16 protein-coding genes are annotated in these 17,340 nt (G+C 56.3%); 14 read left to right on the top strand and 2 right to left on the bottom strand.

What is annotated here, in order from left to right; all coding sequences use genetic code 11:
* Positions 1–15: 15 nt before the first annotated feature.
* Both kdpB and kdpC read left to right on the top strand, forming a co-directional pair.
* Complete coding sequence (gene kdpB / locus MKY58_RS22520) at positions 16–2,046, top strand: potassium-transporting ATPase subunit KdpB (protein WP_339322202.1); 2,031 nt, start codon at positions 16–18, stop codon at positions 2,044–2,046.
* Between the two features lie 105 nt (positions 2,047–2,151).
* Positions 2,152–2,739 (top strand): potassium-transporting ATPase subunit KdpC, encoded by a 588-nt coding sequence (kdpC, locus tag MKY58_RS22515; protein WP_339325230.1) that lies wholly within the window; start codon positions 2,152–2,154, stop codon positions 2,737–2,739.
* A gap of 122 nt (positions 2,740–2,861) precedes the next feature.
* Here the strand turns inward: kdpC and MKY58_RS22510 are convergent, their stop codons facing one another.
* Positions 2,862–4,178 (bottom strand): Nramp family divalent metal transporter, encoded by a 1,317-nt coding sequence (locus MKY58_RS22510; RefSeq protein WP_339322201.1) that lies wholly within the window; start codon positions 4,176–4,178, stop codon positions 2,862–2,864.
* 360 nt (positions 4,179–4,538) lie between these two features.
* On the opposite strand from MKY58_RS22510, the gene MKY58_RS22505 reads away from it, so the two are divergent.
* The 12 genes from MKY58_RS22505 to MKY58_RS22450 all read left to right on the top strand — a co-directional run bounded on the left by MKY58_RS22505 (position 4,539) and on the right by MKY58_RS22450 (position 16,444).
* Positions 4,539–4,817 (top strand): hypothetical protein, encoded by a 279-nt coding sequence (locus MKY58_RS22505; protein WP_036713108.1) that lies wholly within the window; start codon positions 4,539–4,541, stop codon positions 4,815–4,817.
* A 190-nt stretch (positions 4,818–5,007) separates the two neighbouring features.
* Positions 5,008–5,433, top strand: a complete 426-nt coding sequence (locus MKY58_RS22500) for a thiol-disulfide oxidoreductase DCC family protein (RefSeq protein ID WP_339322199.1) — start codon at positions 5,008–5,010, stop codon at positions 5,431–5,433.
* Positions 5,434–5,651: 218 nt separating this feature from the next.
* Entirely contained in the window at positions 5,652–6,797 is a 1,146-nt protein-coding gene (locus tag MKY58_RS22495; RefSeq protein WP_339322198.1) for a hypothetical protein, read from the top strand.
* Complete coding sequence (locus MKY58_RS22490; protein ID WP_339322197.1) at positions 6,790–8,034, top strand: CpaF family protein; 1,245 nt, start codon at positions 6,790–6,792, stop codon at positions 8,032–8,034. The genes MKY58_RS22495 and MKY58_RS22490 overlap by 8 nt, the downstream gene beginning before the upstream one ends.
* 56 nt (positions 8,035–8,090) lie before the next feature.
* Positions 8,091–8,885 carry a type II secretion system F family protein gene (locus MKY58_RS22485; RefSeq protein ID WP_339325229.1) on the top strand — a complete coding sequence of 265 codons (795 nt, stop codon included), beginning with the start codon at positions 8,091–8,093 and terminating at the stop codon, positions 8,883–8,885.
* A gap of 34 nt (positions 8,886–8,919) precedes the next feature.
* A complete protein-coding gene (locus MKY58_RS22480; protein ID WP_339325228.1) occupies positions 8,920–9,771 on the top strand; it encodes a type II secretion system F family protein in 852 nt (283 codons plus the stop codon).
* Between the two features lie 13 nt (positions 9,772–9,784).
* Positions 9,785–9,979 (top strand): Flp1 family type IVb pilin, encoded by a 195-nt coding sequence (locus MKY58_RS22475; protein ID WP_339322196.1) that lies wholly within the window; start codon positions 9,785–9,787, stop codon positions 9,977–9,979.
* Positions 9,957–10,646 carry a TadE family protein gene (locus tag MKY58_RS22470; RefSeq protein WP_339322195.1) on the top strand — a complete coding sequence of 230 codons (690 nt, stop codon included), beginning with the start codon at positions 9,957–9,959 and terminating at the stop codon, positions 10,644–10,646. The genes MKY58_RS22475 and MKY58_RS22470 overlap by 23 nt, the downstream gene beginning before the upstream one ends.
* Positions 10,647–10,665: 19 nt before the next feature.
* Positions 10,666–12,900, top strand: coding sequence for a hypothetical protein (locus tag MKY58_RS22465; protein WP_339322194.1), 2,235 nt, complete (start codon positions 10,666–10,668; stop codon positions 12,898–12,900).
* Positions 12,869–13,870, top strand: a complete 1,002-nt coding sequence (locus tag MKY58_RS22460; protein ID WP_339322193.1) for a TadE family protein — start codon at positions 12,869–12,871, stop codon at positions 13,868–13,870. Before MKY58_RS22465 ends, MKY58_RS22460 begins: the two co-directional genes overlap by 32 nt.
* 72 nt (positions 13,871–13,942) lie before the next feature.
* A complete protein-coding gene (locus tag MKY58_RS22455) occupies positions 13,943–14,455 on the top strand; it encodes an A24 family peptidase (protein WP_339322192.1) in 513 nt (170 codons plus the stop codon).
* 12 nt (positions 14,456–14,467) lie between these two features.
* Entirely contained in the window at positions 14,468–16,444 is a 1,977-nt protein-coding gene (locus MKY58_RS22450) for a DUF6382 domain-containing protein (RefSeq protein ID WP_339322191.1), read from the top strand.
* Here the strand turns inward: MKY58_RS22450 and MKY58_RS22445 are convergent.
* Positions 16,423–17,340, bottom strand: a complete 918-nt coding sequence (locus tag MKY58_RS22445; RefSeq protein WP_339322190.1) for a TIGR01777 family oxidoreductase — start codon at positions 17,338–17,340, stop codon at positions 16,423–16,425. The genes MKY58_RS22450 and MKY58_RS22445 overlap by 22 nt on opposite strands.

Below are 17,340 nucleotides of genomic sequence, written 5' to 3'. Positions count from 1 at the left end.
GAGGTGGAGAAAATCATGGACGGAAAACGAAAAAGCATGCTGACGGGAAGCATCGTGAAGCAGGCGCTGAAGGACAGCTTCATTAAACTGAATCCGGTCGTCATGATGAAAAACCCGGTCATGTTCGTGGTGGAAATCGGAACGTTCGTCGTTCTGCTGATGGTGCTGTTTCCGGGGTATTTCAATACCGCCGGACGCACGGGTTTTAATCTGGCGGTGTTCCTGATCTTATGGTTTACGGTATTGTTCGCCAACTTTGCCGAGGCGCTTGCGGAAGGGCGCGGGAAAGCGCAGGCCGACGCCCTGAAAAAAACGAAAAAGGAATCGTCCGCGAACAAATGCGTCGGTTCCGAAATCATCGCGGTGAATTCCACGGAGCTGCGCAAAGGCGACATCGTCGTTGTGTCCCAAGGCGAAATGATCCCGGGCGACGGCGAGGTCATCGAAGGGCTTGCGTCGGTCGACGAGTCGGCGGTTACGGGGGAATCGGCTCCGGTCATGAAAGAAGCGGGCGGGGATTTCAGCTCCGTGACCGGGGGAACCCGGGTCGTGAGCGACCGGATCAAGGTCGTCATCACGAGCGACCCCGGCGAGTCTTTCATTGACCGGATGATCTCGCTCGTCGAAGGCGCGTCGCGCCAGAAGACGCCGAACGAAATTGCGCTTAACACGCTGTTGACCACGCTCACGCTCATCTTTTTGATCGTGGTCGTCACGCTGGCACCGATTGCCGAATATTTGGGCGTTCCGCTGGATATCCCGGTGCTCATTGCTTTGCTCGTCTGCCTGATCCCGACGACGATCGGCGGTTTGCTGTCCGCGATCGGAATCGCCGGGATGGACCGGGTGACGCAGTTCAACGTGCTGGCCATGTCCGGGAAGGCGGTCGAAGCCTCCGGCGACATCACCACGATGATCCTGGACAAAACGGGAACGATCACGTACGGGAACCGGATGGCGAGCGAATTTATTCCGGTCGGAGGAGAGGCGCTTGCCGAAACCGCGTACTGGGCCGCGGTCGGCTCGCTCAAGGACGGAACGCCCGAAGGGCGGTCGGTGCTGGAGCTGATGAACAAGCAGCAGCTCGCCTATGACACGGAGGTTGCGGCCGGCGGCGAGTTCGTCGAATTCAAAGCGGAAACCCGCATGAGCGGCATCGATTTGCAGGACGGGCGGCATGTCCGCAAAGGCGCGGTCGACGCGGTGCGGCGGTGGGTGCTCGCCCAAGGCGGCAGCATTCCGGAGGATTTGGCGGCGAAGTCCGACGCGATCGCGTCGGAAGGCGGCACTCCGCTGGCCGTGGCGGTCGACGGCAAAATCTACGGCCTGATCCATTTGAAGGATACCGTCAAACCGGGGATGAAGGAACGTTTTGAACAGCTGCGCCGAATGGGCATCAAAACGGTCATGTGCACGGGGGACAATCCGCTCACGGCGGCGACCATCGCCCGCGAAGCCGGCGTCGACGAGTTTATCGCCGAAAGCAAGCCGGAGGACAAAATCGCCGTTATCCGCCGCGAGCAGGCCGAAGGCAAGCTGGTCGCGATGACGGGGGACGGGACGAACGACGCCCCGGCGCTCGCCCAGGCTGACGTGGGAATCGCGATGAACAGCGGCACCGTCGCCGCCAAGGAAGCGGCCAACATGGTCGACCTGGATTCCGACCCGTCCAAAATCATCGAAGTGGTGGCGATCGGCAAACAGCTGCTGATGACGCGCGGCGCGCTGACGACGTTCAGCATCGCCAACGACGTCGCCAAATATTTCGCCATCATTCCGGCGATGTTCATGGCGGCCATACCGCAGATGAAGGCGCTGAACGTGATGGGGCTCGGCTCCCCGCTGTCCGCGATCCTGAGCGCGCTCATTTTTAACGCGGTCATCATCCCGCTGCTGATTCCGCTGGCGATGAAGGGGGTCCGCTACAAGCCGATGAGCACGGCGCGGCTGCTGGGCCGCAACCTGACGGTTTACGGCCTCGGCGGCGTCATCGCCCCGTTCGCCGGCATCAAGCTGATCGATCTGGTCGTGCATTTGTGGATCTGAGCATGCTGATTTGGATGGCAGAGATACATGGGGAAAGCTGAACGCTCCTCTTAACGATATGAAAAAGGGTGATATCCATTGAAAACCACGGCTGAATTCGAAAAAATGCCGCATGGCTCCATTTGGCTTTTGGCGCTGCGCTCCAGTTTGCTGTTCATCGTTGTTTGCGGTCTGGCGTACCCGCTGGCCAGCACCGGGCTGGCCCAGCTTTTCTTTCCGCACCAGGCCAACGGCAGCATGATCAAGGACGGCGCGGGAAGAACGGTGGGTTCGGAGCTCATTGGGCAGACGTTTGCCGATCCGTCGTTTTTCCAGGGCCGGATTTCCAGTATCGACAATAACGGCGCAGGCTCCGGGTCCAACAACTATGCCCCGTCCAATCCCGAGCTGCTGAAGCGGGTTCAGGCTTCCATCGCCCGGTGGGAGAAGGAAAACCCGCAGGTTCCGGTCGATAAGCTGCCGGCGGATCTGGTCACCAATTCCGGCTCGGGGCTGGACCCGCATATATCGCCCGCGGCCGCGATGGCGCAAATTCCGCGGATCGGCGCACTCCGGCATCTTCCCGAGGAGCGATTGAAGGAGCTGGTCGAACAATTTACCGAAGGGCGCGACCTGGGCGTGTTCGGCGAAAAAAGAGTGAACGTGCTGAAGCTGAATTTGGCCCTGAAGGAGTTGGGGACGGGCAGGGAATAAGCTTTGGATTTCCAGGCTGTTTCAAGTGGAAGGCAGAAAGGGCAGATCGTAGTGCAGCTGTTATTGCCATAAGAAAAAAGACGCCATGTTCGGCTTGGGACGAACCATGGCGTCTTTTTTCTTCAGCCTGCAAAGGTTTGGTAAATAAGAAACATGTTCAAAACGACGATGACGGCGGAGACGCACCAGGCGAGCAAGCTGATCCAGGCCGGATTGGCGAATGAACCCATAAGCTTTTTGCTTCCGGTAAATTGGACGAGGGGAATCACCGCAAACGGAAGCTGGAGCGACAACATGACCTGGCTCAAAATCAGCAGATCTTCGGTTCCTTGTTCGCCGGCGATCATCGTGACGATCACTGCCGGGATGACGGCGATCAGCCTCGTAACCAGCCGGCGAAGCCAGGGCGGGAGCCGGATGTCCAGGAAACCCTCCATGACGATCTGCCCGGCCAGGGTGCCCGTCAGCGTGGAGTTTTGCCCCGAAGCAAGAAGCGCGAGTCCGAAAACGATGCTTGCCAGCGTCGTTCCGACCAGAGGCGTCAGCAGATGAAAGGCATCGCTGATATTAGCGACCTCCGTCAAGCCCGCTTGATGGAAGGTCGCGGCGGAGACGATCAGGATGGCGGCATTGATGAAGAGCGCCAAAGTCAGCGCAATGGCGGAATCCCAGGCGGAAAAGCGGATCGCTTCGCGTTTGCCCTCATCCGTCGTTTCATACCGGCGGGTCTGCACGATGGACGAATGAAGATAAAGGTTATGCGGCATCACCGTGGCTCCGAGAATCCCGATCGCGATATATAGCTTCTCGTGGTTCGTTATGAGGTCGGGCGTCGGCATGAATCCGGCCCACACGCTGGGGAGATGGGGTTTGGCCAGCCACAGGTCGACCGCAAAGCAGATCCCGATCGTCGCCACAAGCACGATGACCAGCGTTTCGATGGCGCGAAAACCTCGATGCTGCAGAAGCAGGATTAGCAAAACGTCAAGCGCCGTAATCAGCACGCCGTACAGCATCGGAATGCCGAACAGCAGCTTCAGGGCGATGGCCGAACCGACCACTTCCGCCAAATCGCATGCGGCGATCGCCGCTTCGCACAGGATCCACAGGCCGATGGCCGCCGGTTTGCTGTATTGGGTGCGGCAGGCTTGCGCCAGGTCATGGCCGGTGACGATGCCCAGCTTGCTGGAAAGCGATTGGAGCAGCACGGCCATCAGATTGGACAAAAGAATGACGGACAGCAGCGAATACCCGAAGCCGGCGCCCCCGGCGATGTCCGTCGCCCAGTTTCCCGGATCCATGTAACCGACGGCGACAAGATAACCGGGACCGGCGAAAGCCAGAAATTTCCGGAATGCCGGGCCTCTGCGTGGAACTTCCAGCGAATGGTTGATTCCCGTGAGCGAGGAGCGTCTTTTAGGTTTGGTCCAGCCCTTCATTCGGTATCACGCACCTTGTGCACCTTATTATGGGGTAGTTTTCTAAATGCTCCCGTTTGCTATTCACTTGCGGTCCGTTTGAATATTTTTTAGTATAGCGGTGCCCGGATGTGGGCAAGCAGAGAGTACGGACTTGAAGGGTCATCGACCGCCTGCCGGTTTATCGCCGGATTTTACGCTGAAAAAAAATTACCAGGCCGCCGCCGGTGCGCCATCGTTTAACGAAGGACGCCGCATTTTCCAGTTTCCAACGGAATAGCGGCGCGCGAAGTGACGCAAGCTTTTATTGACATGAAGTTTAAAATTCTTTAATATGTCTAGGTACTTGATTCAGAAATTTATTATAAACGGGTGATGCATATGTCTTACAGACCAGTGATTGCGAACATGAAGGAAGCCAGCAGCAACGAGCAAAGCGGATTGTACGAATTCATCATGAACCTGGCTGACGGAACAGTGTGCCGCGTGTTCTATAGCCGTTTTCCGGAATGGAAAATGACAAACATCAGCCGATTGCAAAAAACGCCTTGCCCCGTATGCCGCAAAGACTTCATCTGCAAATGCATCGAGAGCTACAAAGGCGAGCTGGAACAGCAAATCGAAGAAAACCAATGGATCGACAAAGCTTTGGCGAAATAAGCTGTCGAACCGAGATACAGGCGCGGGAAGCTACCCGGGCTTTTTTCTTTTTTCGGATTATGTAAGCCTAATTATACGTTATATACCTGCTTGATAGATAAAAATGCGGCTCGTTTTCCCCGCCCCTTTTTTCTGCCATGCTTGATTTCAGGGCAAATACGGCGGATACTAACTTCAGGAGGTGCCGAAAATGGAAAAGGGACGCACGCCTGAAAGCGGCGGCTATGAAGGCATCGTGCTTGTCGATGGAGTCTGTCATTTGTGCCAGGGATTAACCCGTTTTATCATCGAGCGCGACCCGAAGGCAAAGTTCCGCTTCGCATCCTTGCAATCCGAGATCGGGGCCGAGCTGCTGATCAAGGGCGGTTTGCCCGCAGGCGAGGTGGATACCGTGGTTCTGATCGAAAAGGGGCGCTATTATGTCCGTTCGGAGGCGGTGCTGCGAATCGTCCGGCAATTGAAAATGCCTTGGCCGCTGCTGTATATATTTGTGGCCGTGCCCACGCCCATCCGGGATCGCCTGTACCGTTATGTCGCCCGGAACCGCTACCGCTGGTTCGGCAAGGAGGAGCAGTGTTTGCTCCCGACGCCCGAGTTGAAAAAACGGTTTTTATAGGAAAGGCGCGGAGTATTTTTTATCCAAGATATGTCGATATTTTACACATTTTGTATTGTAATTCATTTCAGGATATGGTAAATTCCTAATTAAGTCATAATCAATTTATGATAGACGAGCTTAATATGAAGCCGATAACGGAAGCACCGTTTGACAGCCGCCTTTGCGGTTGTTCAACGGTGTTTTTTTATGTCTTGGAATGGGGGATGCGAAGGTTTATGGTGCCGTATACGGTGGTCGTTGCCGTCAAAGAGCCGCAGTACTTGGAGCCGCTGCTCCATTACGTGCATGCGAGCGAATACGGAAGCAAATTGCGGATGATCGGTTTTACGAAGCAGGAGGCTTTTTTGGAGTTCATGAACGGAGACGAACGTCCCGATTTGGTCGTCGGGGACCGGGATTTGCTTGGGCCTTGGATGGAAGGGGGCAAAACCTGCTCCTGGAAGGTGCTCGGAACGGGCGGCGGCCCGCCTCATGAGATAGCGAAATTTCAGGCGCTTCCCGAATTATGCGAAGCATTGTTTCAGGCCTGTTCCAAGGAAGGAATGCTTGCGGGACAGGCGGCTCGGAAAGGGGACGGGGCGGTTACGATCGGCTTTGTGTCCGCGGTCGGAGGCAGCGGGAAAACGACGGCAGCGGTCAATATGGCGAAGCAGCTCGGCGGATTGGGATGTTCCGTGTTTTATCTGAACCTGGAGACGATGAACAGCAGCGCCGTTTTTTCCAGGCCCAACCGCAAAGCGGAGGACGCCCAAGGCCTGCCGCGCCTGCTGTACGAGATGAAGGCGGCGCAAGAAAGCAAAAGCCCGGCGCGCATTCCGATCGAACCGTTTTCGGTAAAACATCCGGCTTTGAAGTGCGATTGGTTCGAGCCGGTATCGAACCGCAACGAAATTCTTCAACTGAGCAAAGCCGACGTACTGAACCTGATCGAACGAATCGCGGCCTGCGGGAGTTATGACGTCGTCATCGCCGATACCGATTCCGGAATGAATGACCGGACGTCCGCCGTCCTGGAGGGTTGCGAGCATTTGGTCTGGATTTTGCTGGACGACCTTATCCATATGTATAAAAGCGGCCAGCAGCTTGCTTACATGGAACGCAGCCATCCTGAGGCATTCGGGCTTGTGGCGGGAAAAAGCCGGTTTATCGTCAACCGTTTCGCCGGCAGCTTGGCCAATACGCCCCCGGAGATCATTCGGGAGATTGACGGAGTCCTTCCTTATATACCGTCCTGGAAACAAAACCATAACGAAGAGCTGCTGCTGAGCTCGCCGATTTTTCAACGCGATATGTTGAAGCTCTGCCGGGATTTGCTCGGGGAAGGGCTGGTCAACGGAACCGGGGTGAAGGGATATGGATGAAGAGCTTTTCAGGCAGCTGCGGGCGGAGGTCCGCTCCGGCCTGGACGTCACGTCGGCTTTGGACAACGACGAGCTGATGAAGTTCATCGAGCGGACGGTGCTCAGCCGCAGGGAGCTGCAGGATCTGACCGCGACGGAAAAAAGAAAGCTGGTCCGGCGCATATTCGATTCGTTCCGCGGGCTCGATATTTTGCAGCCGCTCGTCGATGATCCAGCGATCACGGAAATCATGGTGAACAGCCATCGGGACATTTTTATCGAGCAAAACGGCGAGGTTTCGAAGCTGCCGCTGGAATTCGAGTCCCGGACGAGGCTGGAGGACATCATTCAGACGATCGTGTCCGGCGTGAACCGGGTCGTCAATGAATCGTCGCCGATCGTGGATGCCAGGCTGAAGGACGGCTCCCGCGTCAATATCGTCCTGCCCCCGATCGCGCTCAAAGGTCCGACCATGACGATCCGGAAGTTTCCGGAAAAACCGATGACGATGGACGATTTGACGAGGCGGGGGGCGCTCGGCGAGGAAGCTTCGTTGTTTCTGCAAAAGCTGGTGGCTGGCAAGTATAACATTTTTATCAGCGGCGGCACGGGTTCGGGGAAAACGACCTTCTTGAACGCTTTATCCCAGTTTATCCCTGGGGACGAGCGCGTGATCACGATCGAGGATTCGGCCGAGCTGCAGATCGTGACCGTGCCGAACCTCGTGTCGCTGGAGACCCGCAACGCCAACACGGAGGGACGGGGAGAAATATCGATCCGGGACCTGATCCGGTCTTCGCTGCGGATGCGGCCCAACCGGATCGTCGTCGGGGAGGTGCGCGGCGGCGAAGCCCTGGACATGCTGCAGGCCATGAACACCGGCCATGACGGGTCTTTATCCACCGGGCACGCGAACAGCACGCGCGACATGATCAGCCGGCTGGAGACGATGGTGCTGAGCGGTGCGGAGCTGCCGATCGCCGTCGTTCGGCAGCAGATCGCCTCGGCAATCGATGTTTTCGTCCATCTAAGCAGGCTGCGCGACCGGTCGCGGCGGGTCATGGAAATCAGCGAGGTGGCCGGCCTGGAAAATGGGGAAGTCGTCCTTCATACGCTGTACAAGTTCAGGGAAACCGGAGAAAAGGACGGAAGGATCATTGGGGAGCTGGAGCCTCAGGGACCGCTGTTGAACCAGGACAAGCTGAAAATGGCCGGCATCCGTTATGATCCCCCGGCGTCGAAGGAGGCTGTCGTATGAAAACCGGACAAGCGTTCAAAGGGCGCGGCCGCCAGGGATACGCCGGGAGCGGGAGCATGCTGCGCCGCAGCCGCCGTCCCCCCAAAGCAAAGCCTGAAGGGCATAAGCAGCTGCCCGATTACAGCGTCTATGTTTTAAGCCCGTTAGAGCGGGTAATGTGCGTTATTTCCGGAGCCGTCTTGTTTTTTGGCATCGGATACCTGTTTTATCATCAGTGGCTGATGGCGCTTGTGCTTTCGACGGGCGGCCTGCTTGTTCCCCGATTTTGGAGGAAACATATGCTGCAGCGGAGGCGCGCGGCACTAAACCTGCATTTTAAGCAGGCACTTTATTCGCTTTCCTCCTCGCTGTCAGCCGGACGATCCGTGGAGAACGGCTTTCGGGAGGCGATTTCCGACTTGCGGATGCTCGATCCGGACGCCGAAAACGATTTGATTACGGAGCTGTCCATCATTTGCGCCCGCTTGGAATATGGGGAACCGATCGAAGACGCGCTGCGGGATTTCAGCCGCAGGGCCTCCATGGAGGACATCACGAATTTCGCGGACGTATTCATCACATGCAAACGGACGGGGGGAGACCTGGTGGAAGTCATCCGGAGAACCTCCTCCATCATCGGCGAAAAGCTGGACATTCAGCAGGAAATCGCCGTTCTCGTGGCCCAGAAAAAATTCGAGTCGAAGGCGCTCCTCGCCGCGCCCATCCTCATGCTGGTGTTCATGAACCTGACCTCGGGCGATTATATGAAGCCGATGTTCGGGGGCATGGGGATGGTCATATCGACGTTTGCGCTGCTTGGGCTTGCGGGCTGTTTATTATGGATTATCAAAATTATGAACATCAAAATTTGAGCGGGGTGAGGATGTGGAGCTGATTGCGGTCGTGATGCTGGTTCTGCTGGCGGGTGGTTGGGTGGTGCTGAACCGGATCGGCGGCGCGAAATACCGGAGCGTGACGAAGCTGCATATGGAGGGGCTTCGGCTTAAAAGGTTGGCTCCCCCGATGCTGTATGTTGTGGAGCGATTGAAGCTGATGTCCCGTTTCCCGCTGTTTTTCTTCAAAATTCAGCGCTCGATCCAAAAGCTGAACGGCCAGCGCTACAGCGCCGAATTGACGCTGTTATACGCCGGGGAAATGATGGCTTACGGCTGGCTGCTGCTTATGCTGGGCTGCTTGCTGACGCTTGCCATGAAAGACGCCGCGGGGCTGGCGATCGGCGGGACCATGGGCGTGCTGGTGCCGGCGGCCATGATCAAGGACATGCACGGCAAGGTCGTCAAGCGCGACCAGGACATTTTGACGGAGCTTCCGGAACTGCTGAACAAAATCGTGCTGCTGGTCGGAGCCGGCGAAACGGTCCAAAAGGCGATCAGCCACTGCGTGGAGCAGAAAAAGCAGCAGGTTCATCATCCGCTCTACCGCGAGCTGATCAAGATGAAGGATGATCTCGAAGGGGGATACTCCTTTCACCAGTCCTTCGAAAACTTCAGCAAACGCTGCGCCGTTCAGGAGGTTTCGATTTTTACGACGACCGTCCTGCTCAATTTCAGGCGGGGCGGGAGCGACTTCGTGCTGGCATTGACCGATTTGTCCCGGGTTCTGTGGGAGAAACGGAAGGCCATTACGCGGACCCGGGGAGAACAGGCGTCTTCCAAGCTGATCTTTCCGATGGTCGTCATTTTTATGATTGTGATTGTGCTTGTCGGAACGCCTGCTTTTATGATGATGAATTTGTAGGAGGAATGAAGGTATGTGGATGCTTGCTTGGAGCAAAGCCAAAGATTTTTGGAAACAGGAAGACGGGCTCGGAATGCTCGAAATGATCTTGATCATTGCGGTGATTATCATCATCGCCTTGTTGTTCCGAAAAGAGCTGCTTCGGATCGTGCAACGGCTGTTAACGAAAGTGGACAAAAAAAGCGATGAAGTATTTTCGGATAGCTAAACCTCTCAAAGGCAGCGAGGGGAGTTTCACCGTCGAAGCTTCCCTCGTGCTTCCGATCTTCCTGTTTGTCACGATGACGCTCGTATTTTTTTGCCTGTACGTGTATCAGCAGAGCTTTTTGCACCAGACCGCGTCCGCCGTCGCGGAGCGGGCGGCATACAGCTGGGACAACAGCCACAAGCAAGCAGCCACCGGCCAGGTCGGGAAAGGACAATACGATTCCTTGTATTGGAGGCTGAGCGAAGACGGGATGCTTGGGGCGTTGTTTAGCTGGACCGGGATAACGGAGAATACGGAAACTGTTCCCATGCCGGGGGGGAATGGCGCGGGAGGCAGCCTCCCTGTCATCAAAATGAACCATTCCGGAAGCATGGTCCCGCCTGAGATGAAAGGCGAGATCAGCTACAAAAACACGATCGTGCAGCGGACGGTGAGGGTAGACCTGACTCGCATGCTGTCCCTCCCGCCGCTGGATACCCTGCTGAAAGAAGGTTCGGATGCGAGCAGCTTTGCCAATTCCGCTGTCGTCGAACCCGTCGAATTCATTCGTACGGTTGATTTAATGAGATATTATGCTTCGAAATTCAAAGGTACAAGGGAAGACGCCAAAACCGATCCGGGCAGCGCCGCGGAGGTGTTGAATCAATTCAGGTCTTCGGGCAGGTAGCGGAAAGAGGGGATAAGGTGTGTTTGCTGGAAGGCGGGCGGAAAACGGTTCGGTTTCCGTGTTTTTAATCATGATTCTTGCTTTTATATTTGCGTTCGTCGCTCTTTTTATCGATTATGCGCGCATCGCGGCGATGAAGGTTCAAACCGAACGGTTGGCGCATGCGGCGGTTCGTTCCGTCATGTCTTCTTATGACGTGGAGCTGCAGGAACGGTACGGTTTGTTTGCCTACGGGGAACAGAGCGGGGATCAGATTATGGCGGGCGTGTTGAGCAACAGTTTGGAAAAGGGGAAAAGGAGCGACCGGTTCGATTTGCTGCCGATGGAGCTGGACAGTTCCGGCCTGCAGATGGAAAGGATGCTCGGCGAATACGACATTTTCAACCGACAAATCGGGGAGGAAATGAAGTATAAGGCGCCAATCGATTTTACGCTTGAGATTGCCGGAAAAATGAAGCCGTTGTCTTCTTCGATGAAAGAGGCTTCCGATACGGTCGACGTGCTGCGCAAACTGCAAAAGCTGTACGACAAACGGGAGGCCGCGCTGGACCGGATGCTGGACAAGCAAAGACAGGCGGCGGAAAGCGCAAACGGCATACCGGGCATGCTCATGGGCGTGTATTCCTCCTCCATTTCCAATGAGTCTCTCGGATCCTCGCGGGTGAGCGCTGCAGCAGGCATTGCTGCCCAATACGATGATTACGTCGCCAAGGCGAATGAAGACGCGAACCGCGGCGAGGATGAAGAGCCGCAGTACAACGACGAGATCCGCGATTATTTGACGGATTCGTCGGACGTGACGTCCCGGCTTGGCAGCAAGCATCGTTCGGCGGCGAACAGCCACGGCAAGCTTCTGCAGGAGGCCGATCTGGCATGGCAGGAGGCATCCGAACTGAACGAAAAGATGAAAGAAGTCATCGCGGCTTCCGAAAACCGCTCCGAAAGCGCAGGTTACGACGCGGTTTCGCGAAGCGTCATTCCGGGGCATACGGCCGGAATCAACGGGGATGACGCGGCGACGATCCGCGGCTTGCGCGGACAAACCGACCAGCTTTTGCTGAGCGAAAGCCTGCTGGGCGATCTGAAGCAAGGGATCAGCCGCCAGCGGGACGAGTTCCGGCAGGCGGACCAAAGTCTTTCGTCGGCACGGTCTGAGCTGGCCGGGGCATCCGGGCTTTACGGCAGCTCAAGCAGCATGAAAAGCGCGGTCATTGCGGCCCGGGGGGTGATCGACGGCTATTTGCGGGCCTACGCCGAGTCGGGTTCCGCGAACAGGCTGGACCAGGAAGCGGCGGTGATCGAGCAGCACCGCGGTTCGGATAAAGAGCGGAAGGAAAAGGAAAAACAGGGCAAGGCCAAATTGAAAGAGGCAGCGAATATTTTGGAACGGATCAACGAGCTGGATCAAAAGGCAAAGACTTATATGAAAGAATACGACACGCTGCAAACCTATTACGGCGAAAGCATCGAATTTAACAATCAAGCTGCCGAGGCGGAAACCAAGGGAGCCGACCTTGACGACGATCCTTACGATGCAGGGAAGTCGGCGATGAACGGAATGGACGGGTTGTACGGAGCGCTGGGGGGCATGATGTCCGGGGTTAAGGACGAATTGCTGCAAAACGAATATGCGGCCATGTACTTTAATCATTTTGATATCAGCCGTCTGAAGGATGCAGCATCCGATCCGAAGGCGGGTTTGGGAGACGCGGTCGCAGACCAGCTAAGCGTCAAAAACCAAGAGTTGGAGTATATCGTATACGGGTTTCATAACCCCGTAGGCAACGTTTCGGCGGCCTATGCCGAAATCTTCGCGTCCAGGTTGGCGATTCGTACGATGGAAGGGCTGGTCAAAAACAGCGGCCTCGGCCATCCGCTGCTTGTGCTCGCCGCTGCTCTGCTCTACGGCATCGAAATGGCGATGGCTGACATGATCACCCTGTGTACGACGGGATCCGTAGAACTGTCCAGCTACATTAAAGCGAAATTGACGTACCGCGACCATTTGCGTCTTTTTTTACTCCTGCACAGCAACAATCAGAAAAAAATGTCGCGCATGCTAGCGCTGATCCGTTTCAATACGGGAATCAACCCCGCGGAAAGAACCACTTACGCTTCGGGAGAGGTGAAGATGGGCATGAGACTATGGTTTCTCCCCGGCGTGATGAAATGGGTCGGATATGCCGGCGGCAGTCCGGATAAGGTGGAAGGAAGCCGATATTATGCGGTCAAACAAGCGGATTATTCTTATTAACCGAATGCGGGCGAGTTTCGGGAGAGGATGCCCCCGATCCGGCGGCACCGAGCAGGGGAGCATGGTCGTCGAGGCATCCCTGGTGATGCCGATGTTTATCTTCTTTGTCCTTTTCCTGATTTATATCGTGCAGATGACGCTGGTTTCTACGGCGCTGCAAAGCACGGTTAGCGATACCGTCAAAATGGTATCCACCCATATGTACCCGGTTGCGCTGGCCATTGAGCCCAAAAAGCCAGGGGATAACGAGGACGGCAAAAAGCCTGCCGGCAGCTGGAGTATCCCGAAGCTTTCTTTGAGCGATTGGGCCGCCCAATACACGGATACGCTGCCGGCTCCCTTGAACGAATGGATGGCGGACGCGGCCGCCAGGGCGGACGAACCGCTTCAGGATTTGAAAAATCAGGCGGCGGAGGCTGTCCTTGACCCGGTCGTAAAGCCGATTCTTAAGCCGTACATGGAAAGCCGGCTGCTTGACTATGAGCGCATCCATGTATCGAACATTCAAATTCCGAATTTGCGGACCCGCACGGAGCCCTATTTCGGGATCGAGGTCAGCTATGAGTTGCCGATGAAGGTGCCGCTTCTGAATAAAAAAATCGTAATCCAGGCGAAAGCCCAGGAACGGTTGTGGATTGGGGAAACGGAAGAGAACGCGGGCAAAGGGGACGAGTCCGGATCCGAAGGATCGGCGGTGCAAATTATTGAAAAACCGGACCCTGCCTACGTCGGCAAAAAGGCAAAGGTGCGCGTCAAAATCGAACCCGGGGCGTCGGCCAACCTTTCCGTGTTCTATAAAAGCGGACAAAGCACGGCCAAATACCTCGGGGATCAACAAGCGGATGCGGAAGGGTATGTCGAATGGGAGTGGTTCGTCGGAACCAATACCACGCCGGGCACGTGGCCGTTTGTCATTACGACCTCGGACGGGAAAAGGACCGAGGTGATGTTTACGGTTGTCAAAGGATAAGCCCGGGCGCAAAAAAGTCTGTTTGAAGTCTCATAGCGTCGGGCACATCGTGAAAGAAAAGGAGGTTCGGACATGACTTTTTGGATTTGGGGTTGCGCGCTGATCATCATCTCGGCATTCGTCACGGATATTCGCACGATGAAAATTCCGAATTGGTTGACGCTGTCGGCGATGCTTAGCGGGATTCTGATCCATTTCGCAGCGGATGGTTTCCAGGGACTGTTGTTTTCGGTCAAAGGACTTGGAACGGGGTTCGTGCTGCTTCTGCTGATGCATATGATGGGGGCGGTCGGCGCCGGAGACGTCAAGCTGTTTGGAGGGATTGGCGCATGGCTGGGGACGCTGTTAACGATCCAGTGCATCGTTTATTCGGTGCTATGCGCCGGATTCATCGGTATTCTGATTTTATTGTGGAGACGCGAGACCATGCAAAGAATGCGGAATGTGGCACGCAATTTGGCCGGGTTTTTTATATTGAGGAATTTTCGGTCCCTGACGGCAGGCAAGGAGAAGCAGCTGCGTTTTCCGTTTATGCTTGCGGTGCTTCCCGGTTATGTTGCGGCCAGCGTCTATACACTCGGTTAGAGGTGAACAGGAATGATGGGTTTGTCGCGCGATTTTATGCAGCAGGGCGGAACCTATATGGTATTGTCGGACTCCTCCGGCATCGGTTCGGACGAACTGAGCAAGGTAGAGGTGGCGATGATCGGGGCTTCGCGGATCCCGCGCTTACTGCCCCTCCATGTCAAAGAAGTCGATCTTCGGGTTACGCTTTGGTACGACATCACGGAAAAAAAGATGTTGTCCCATATGCTGAAAAGCGAAAAAATCAACATGACGGAATATTACGCTTTGCTGCTGCAGGTGGCCGAGGCGTTGGAAGACAGCGCGCTTTACATGCTGCAGCCGCTCAAATACGTGTTGGACGAAGAATACATTTTCGTGCACGGGTCGCTGCAGGAAGGGACGCTTTACCTGACCTACGTTCCGCTTGACCGGACGGAAGGCTTAAAGCCCGTCCAAGACGCCTTGAAGGAGCTGGTCACTCGGTTCATGGCATCCGTAACCGAACTGAGCGGCAGCGGAGTGCAGCAGCTGCTGCAGTATACGGCATCCGAGGACTTTTCCCCGGGAGGATTTAAAAAGCTGCTCCTGGGTCTTCTCTCTAAGGAAGGCGATGTCCGGATTCAGTCAGGCGCGAACAATCATACTCCTCCTGCCGCCAGGAAACGGGACCGGATGCAGGAAGCTCCAGGCATTGAGGATTCGGGCCGTTGGGGAACAGATGAACCCGCGGCGATGAATGGGGGGACCTTTCCTTGGCAACGTCCCGGAGCCGTTTCCCGGTTGCAGGAAAAACCGGTGAGCCCCGTGAGAGAGCGGGGGTTACGCAGGGACTCGGAGAGCCTTGCGGCGGCGCGAAGCGGGTTGCAGGCCGAAGCTGCCATGCCTGGCGATGATCTCTTGAGTTCGAAGCTTCATCCGGCCGGCCGGAACGTTGATGCGCTGCCCGATTTCTTGAAAAGCTGGAACGGCGGTGACCTGGAAACGGAACCGGAAGCAGATGAAAACGTCGATGGGGCGGCGCAAAAATCCGCCTCTGCGCGCAAAACATACATCGCGCTTGGCTGCCTTCTGGCCGCGGCAGTTGTCTGGAGGATGATTTATATGCCGGATCCGGGCAACGGGACGATGATCTTATGCGCCATATTGACCGTGATTTTGGGAGGCGTCGCTACTCTGAGCTGGATGGGCAAACTCTTCGCGCCCAAATATGCCGCGGCGGATTCCGCTTCGTTCGAAGCGCTGCCCGATTTCGGCTCCGCCGAGCTTTCCACCGAACCGAACCTTCGTCAGGGCCGTTCCCGTTTTGAAATTGAAAGGTTTACGGGATTTTTGAGAGGCGGGAGAAAAAACAAAGAAGAGGCTTTCTTTCAAGCGGACAAGGATCCAGAGCCGGCGTGGAAGTGGAAATTCCCTCCGCAGGATGCCGTGCAAGACCGCGAGGGCAACCGTGAAATGAGGACAAAAGAGAGCAGCGCTGGAGCCGTGGGCATTACGGGGCTCCCGCATCGCCGGGAAGGATGGAACCGGGCCGAAGATCATGTGCCGCTGCGTTTTCCGGATACAGACGAGGGGGAGGGGGACGGCGGCATTGGCCTAAAAACGGAAACCCTGCAGCCTGGAAAAGGCGCCGGCGCTACCGTGCTCTTAAGTCCACTCCCCTCGTCGGGTCGGGAAAGCCATGCACCGGTGTCCTCCCCTCTTTCGGGTTACCTGCTTCGGGAAAGCGAGGGAGGAAGGGCAGCCGAAAGGATCGAGCTGAGGCAGCAGCATTTTGTTATCGGCAGGTCCGAAGAGGTATCGCAGTACGTCGAGCGCTCCGTAGGAACATCGCGTGCGCATGTGGAATTGAGCCGGAGCGAAGACGGAAGGTTTTTGATCAAGGATCTCGGCTCGAAAAACGGAACGCGGCTCAAAGGGGAAGAGATGGTGCCTTACAAGGAATATCCGTTGCAGGACGGGGATACGTTCGTGATCGTCAAAGGACGTTATACGTTCCGATCCGCTTGATGCCCCTTCTTTAATTGCCGCAGAGCCTGATCCAAAGTCGGATATTCGAAGCGGAAACCTTGCGAGAGCAGCTTTTCCGGGATCACCCGCTGGCCTTCCAGCAGCATGAGGGAGAGTTCGCCCAGAACGGCCCGCATCATAAACGACGGCACCGGGAACCAATGCGGGCGTCGGTAGATCCGGCCGACCGTTTGCCCGAACCGGTTGTTGGTTACGGGCTCCGGAGCCGTTGCGTTTACCGGCCCCCGCAATTCCGGATGGAGGATGGAGTATTCGATCAGGCGAACCATATCCTGCACATGGATCCATGGGACCCACTGTTTGCCGCTGCCGATCCGGCCGCCGAAACCGAGCATATACGGCAGCTTCATGAGCGGAAACGCTCCGCCGTCATTCCCTAGCACCACTCCCGTCCGGAGTTTGACCAAACGAACGCCCTGAATTTCGTCGGCGGCATCTTCCCATTCCTGGACGACGGAGGAAGGAAAATCGACGACGCGGCGTTCGCTGTCCTCACGGAAAGTTTCGGTAAGCGATGTGCCATAGATGGCGACCGCTGAACCTTGGACGACGACCGCCGGCTTCTCGCGCAGCGCTTGAACGAGTTTGGCGACGGCATGGACGGTGGCCAGGCGCGACTCGATAATGTTTTGTTTGGCTTTTGGCGTCCAGCGCTGATTTAGCGAAGCCCCGGCCAAATTGACGATCGCTTCGGTGCCTTCGAGAAGATCCGGGGCGGTTTTGAGCTGATCCCAGGTCAGGTATCGCACGCCGGCTTGGGCATCAGCCGGCTTTTTTCGGGAAATGATAGTGACTTCGCATCCTTGTCCCACCAGATGCGCCGTCAGTGCTTTCCCGACGAACCCCGTTCCGCCGCCAATGGCTATGTTCTTCAA

This window comes from Paenibacillus sp. FSL W8-0194, from assembly GCF_037969745.1.
Classification (GTDB): Bacteria; Bacillota; Bacilli; order Paenibacillales; family Paenibacillaceae; genus Paenibacillus_AQ; species Paenibacillus_AQ cookii.
Note: the sequence above shows the minus strand (reverse complement) of the source record. Positions and strands in the feature narration are given on the sequence as shown.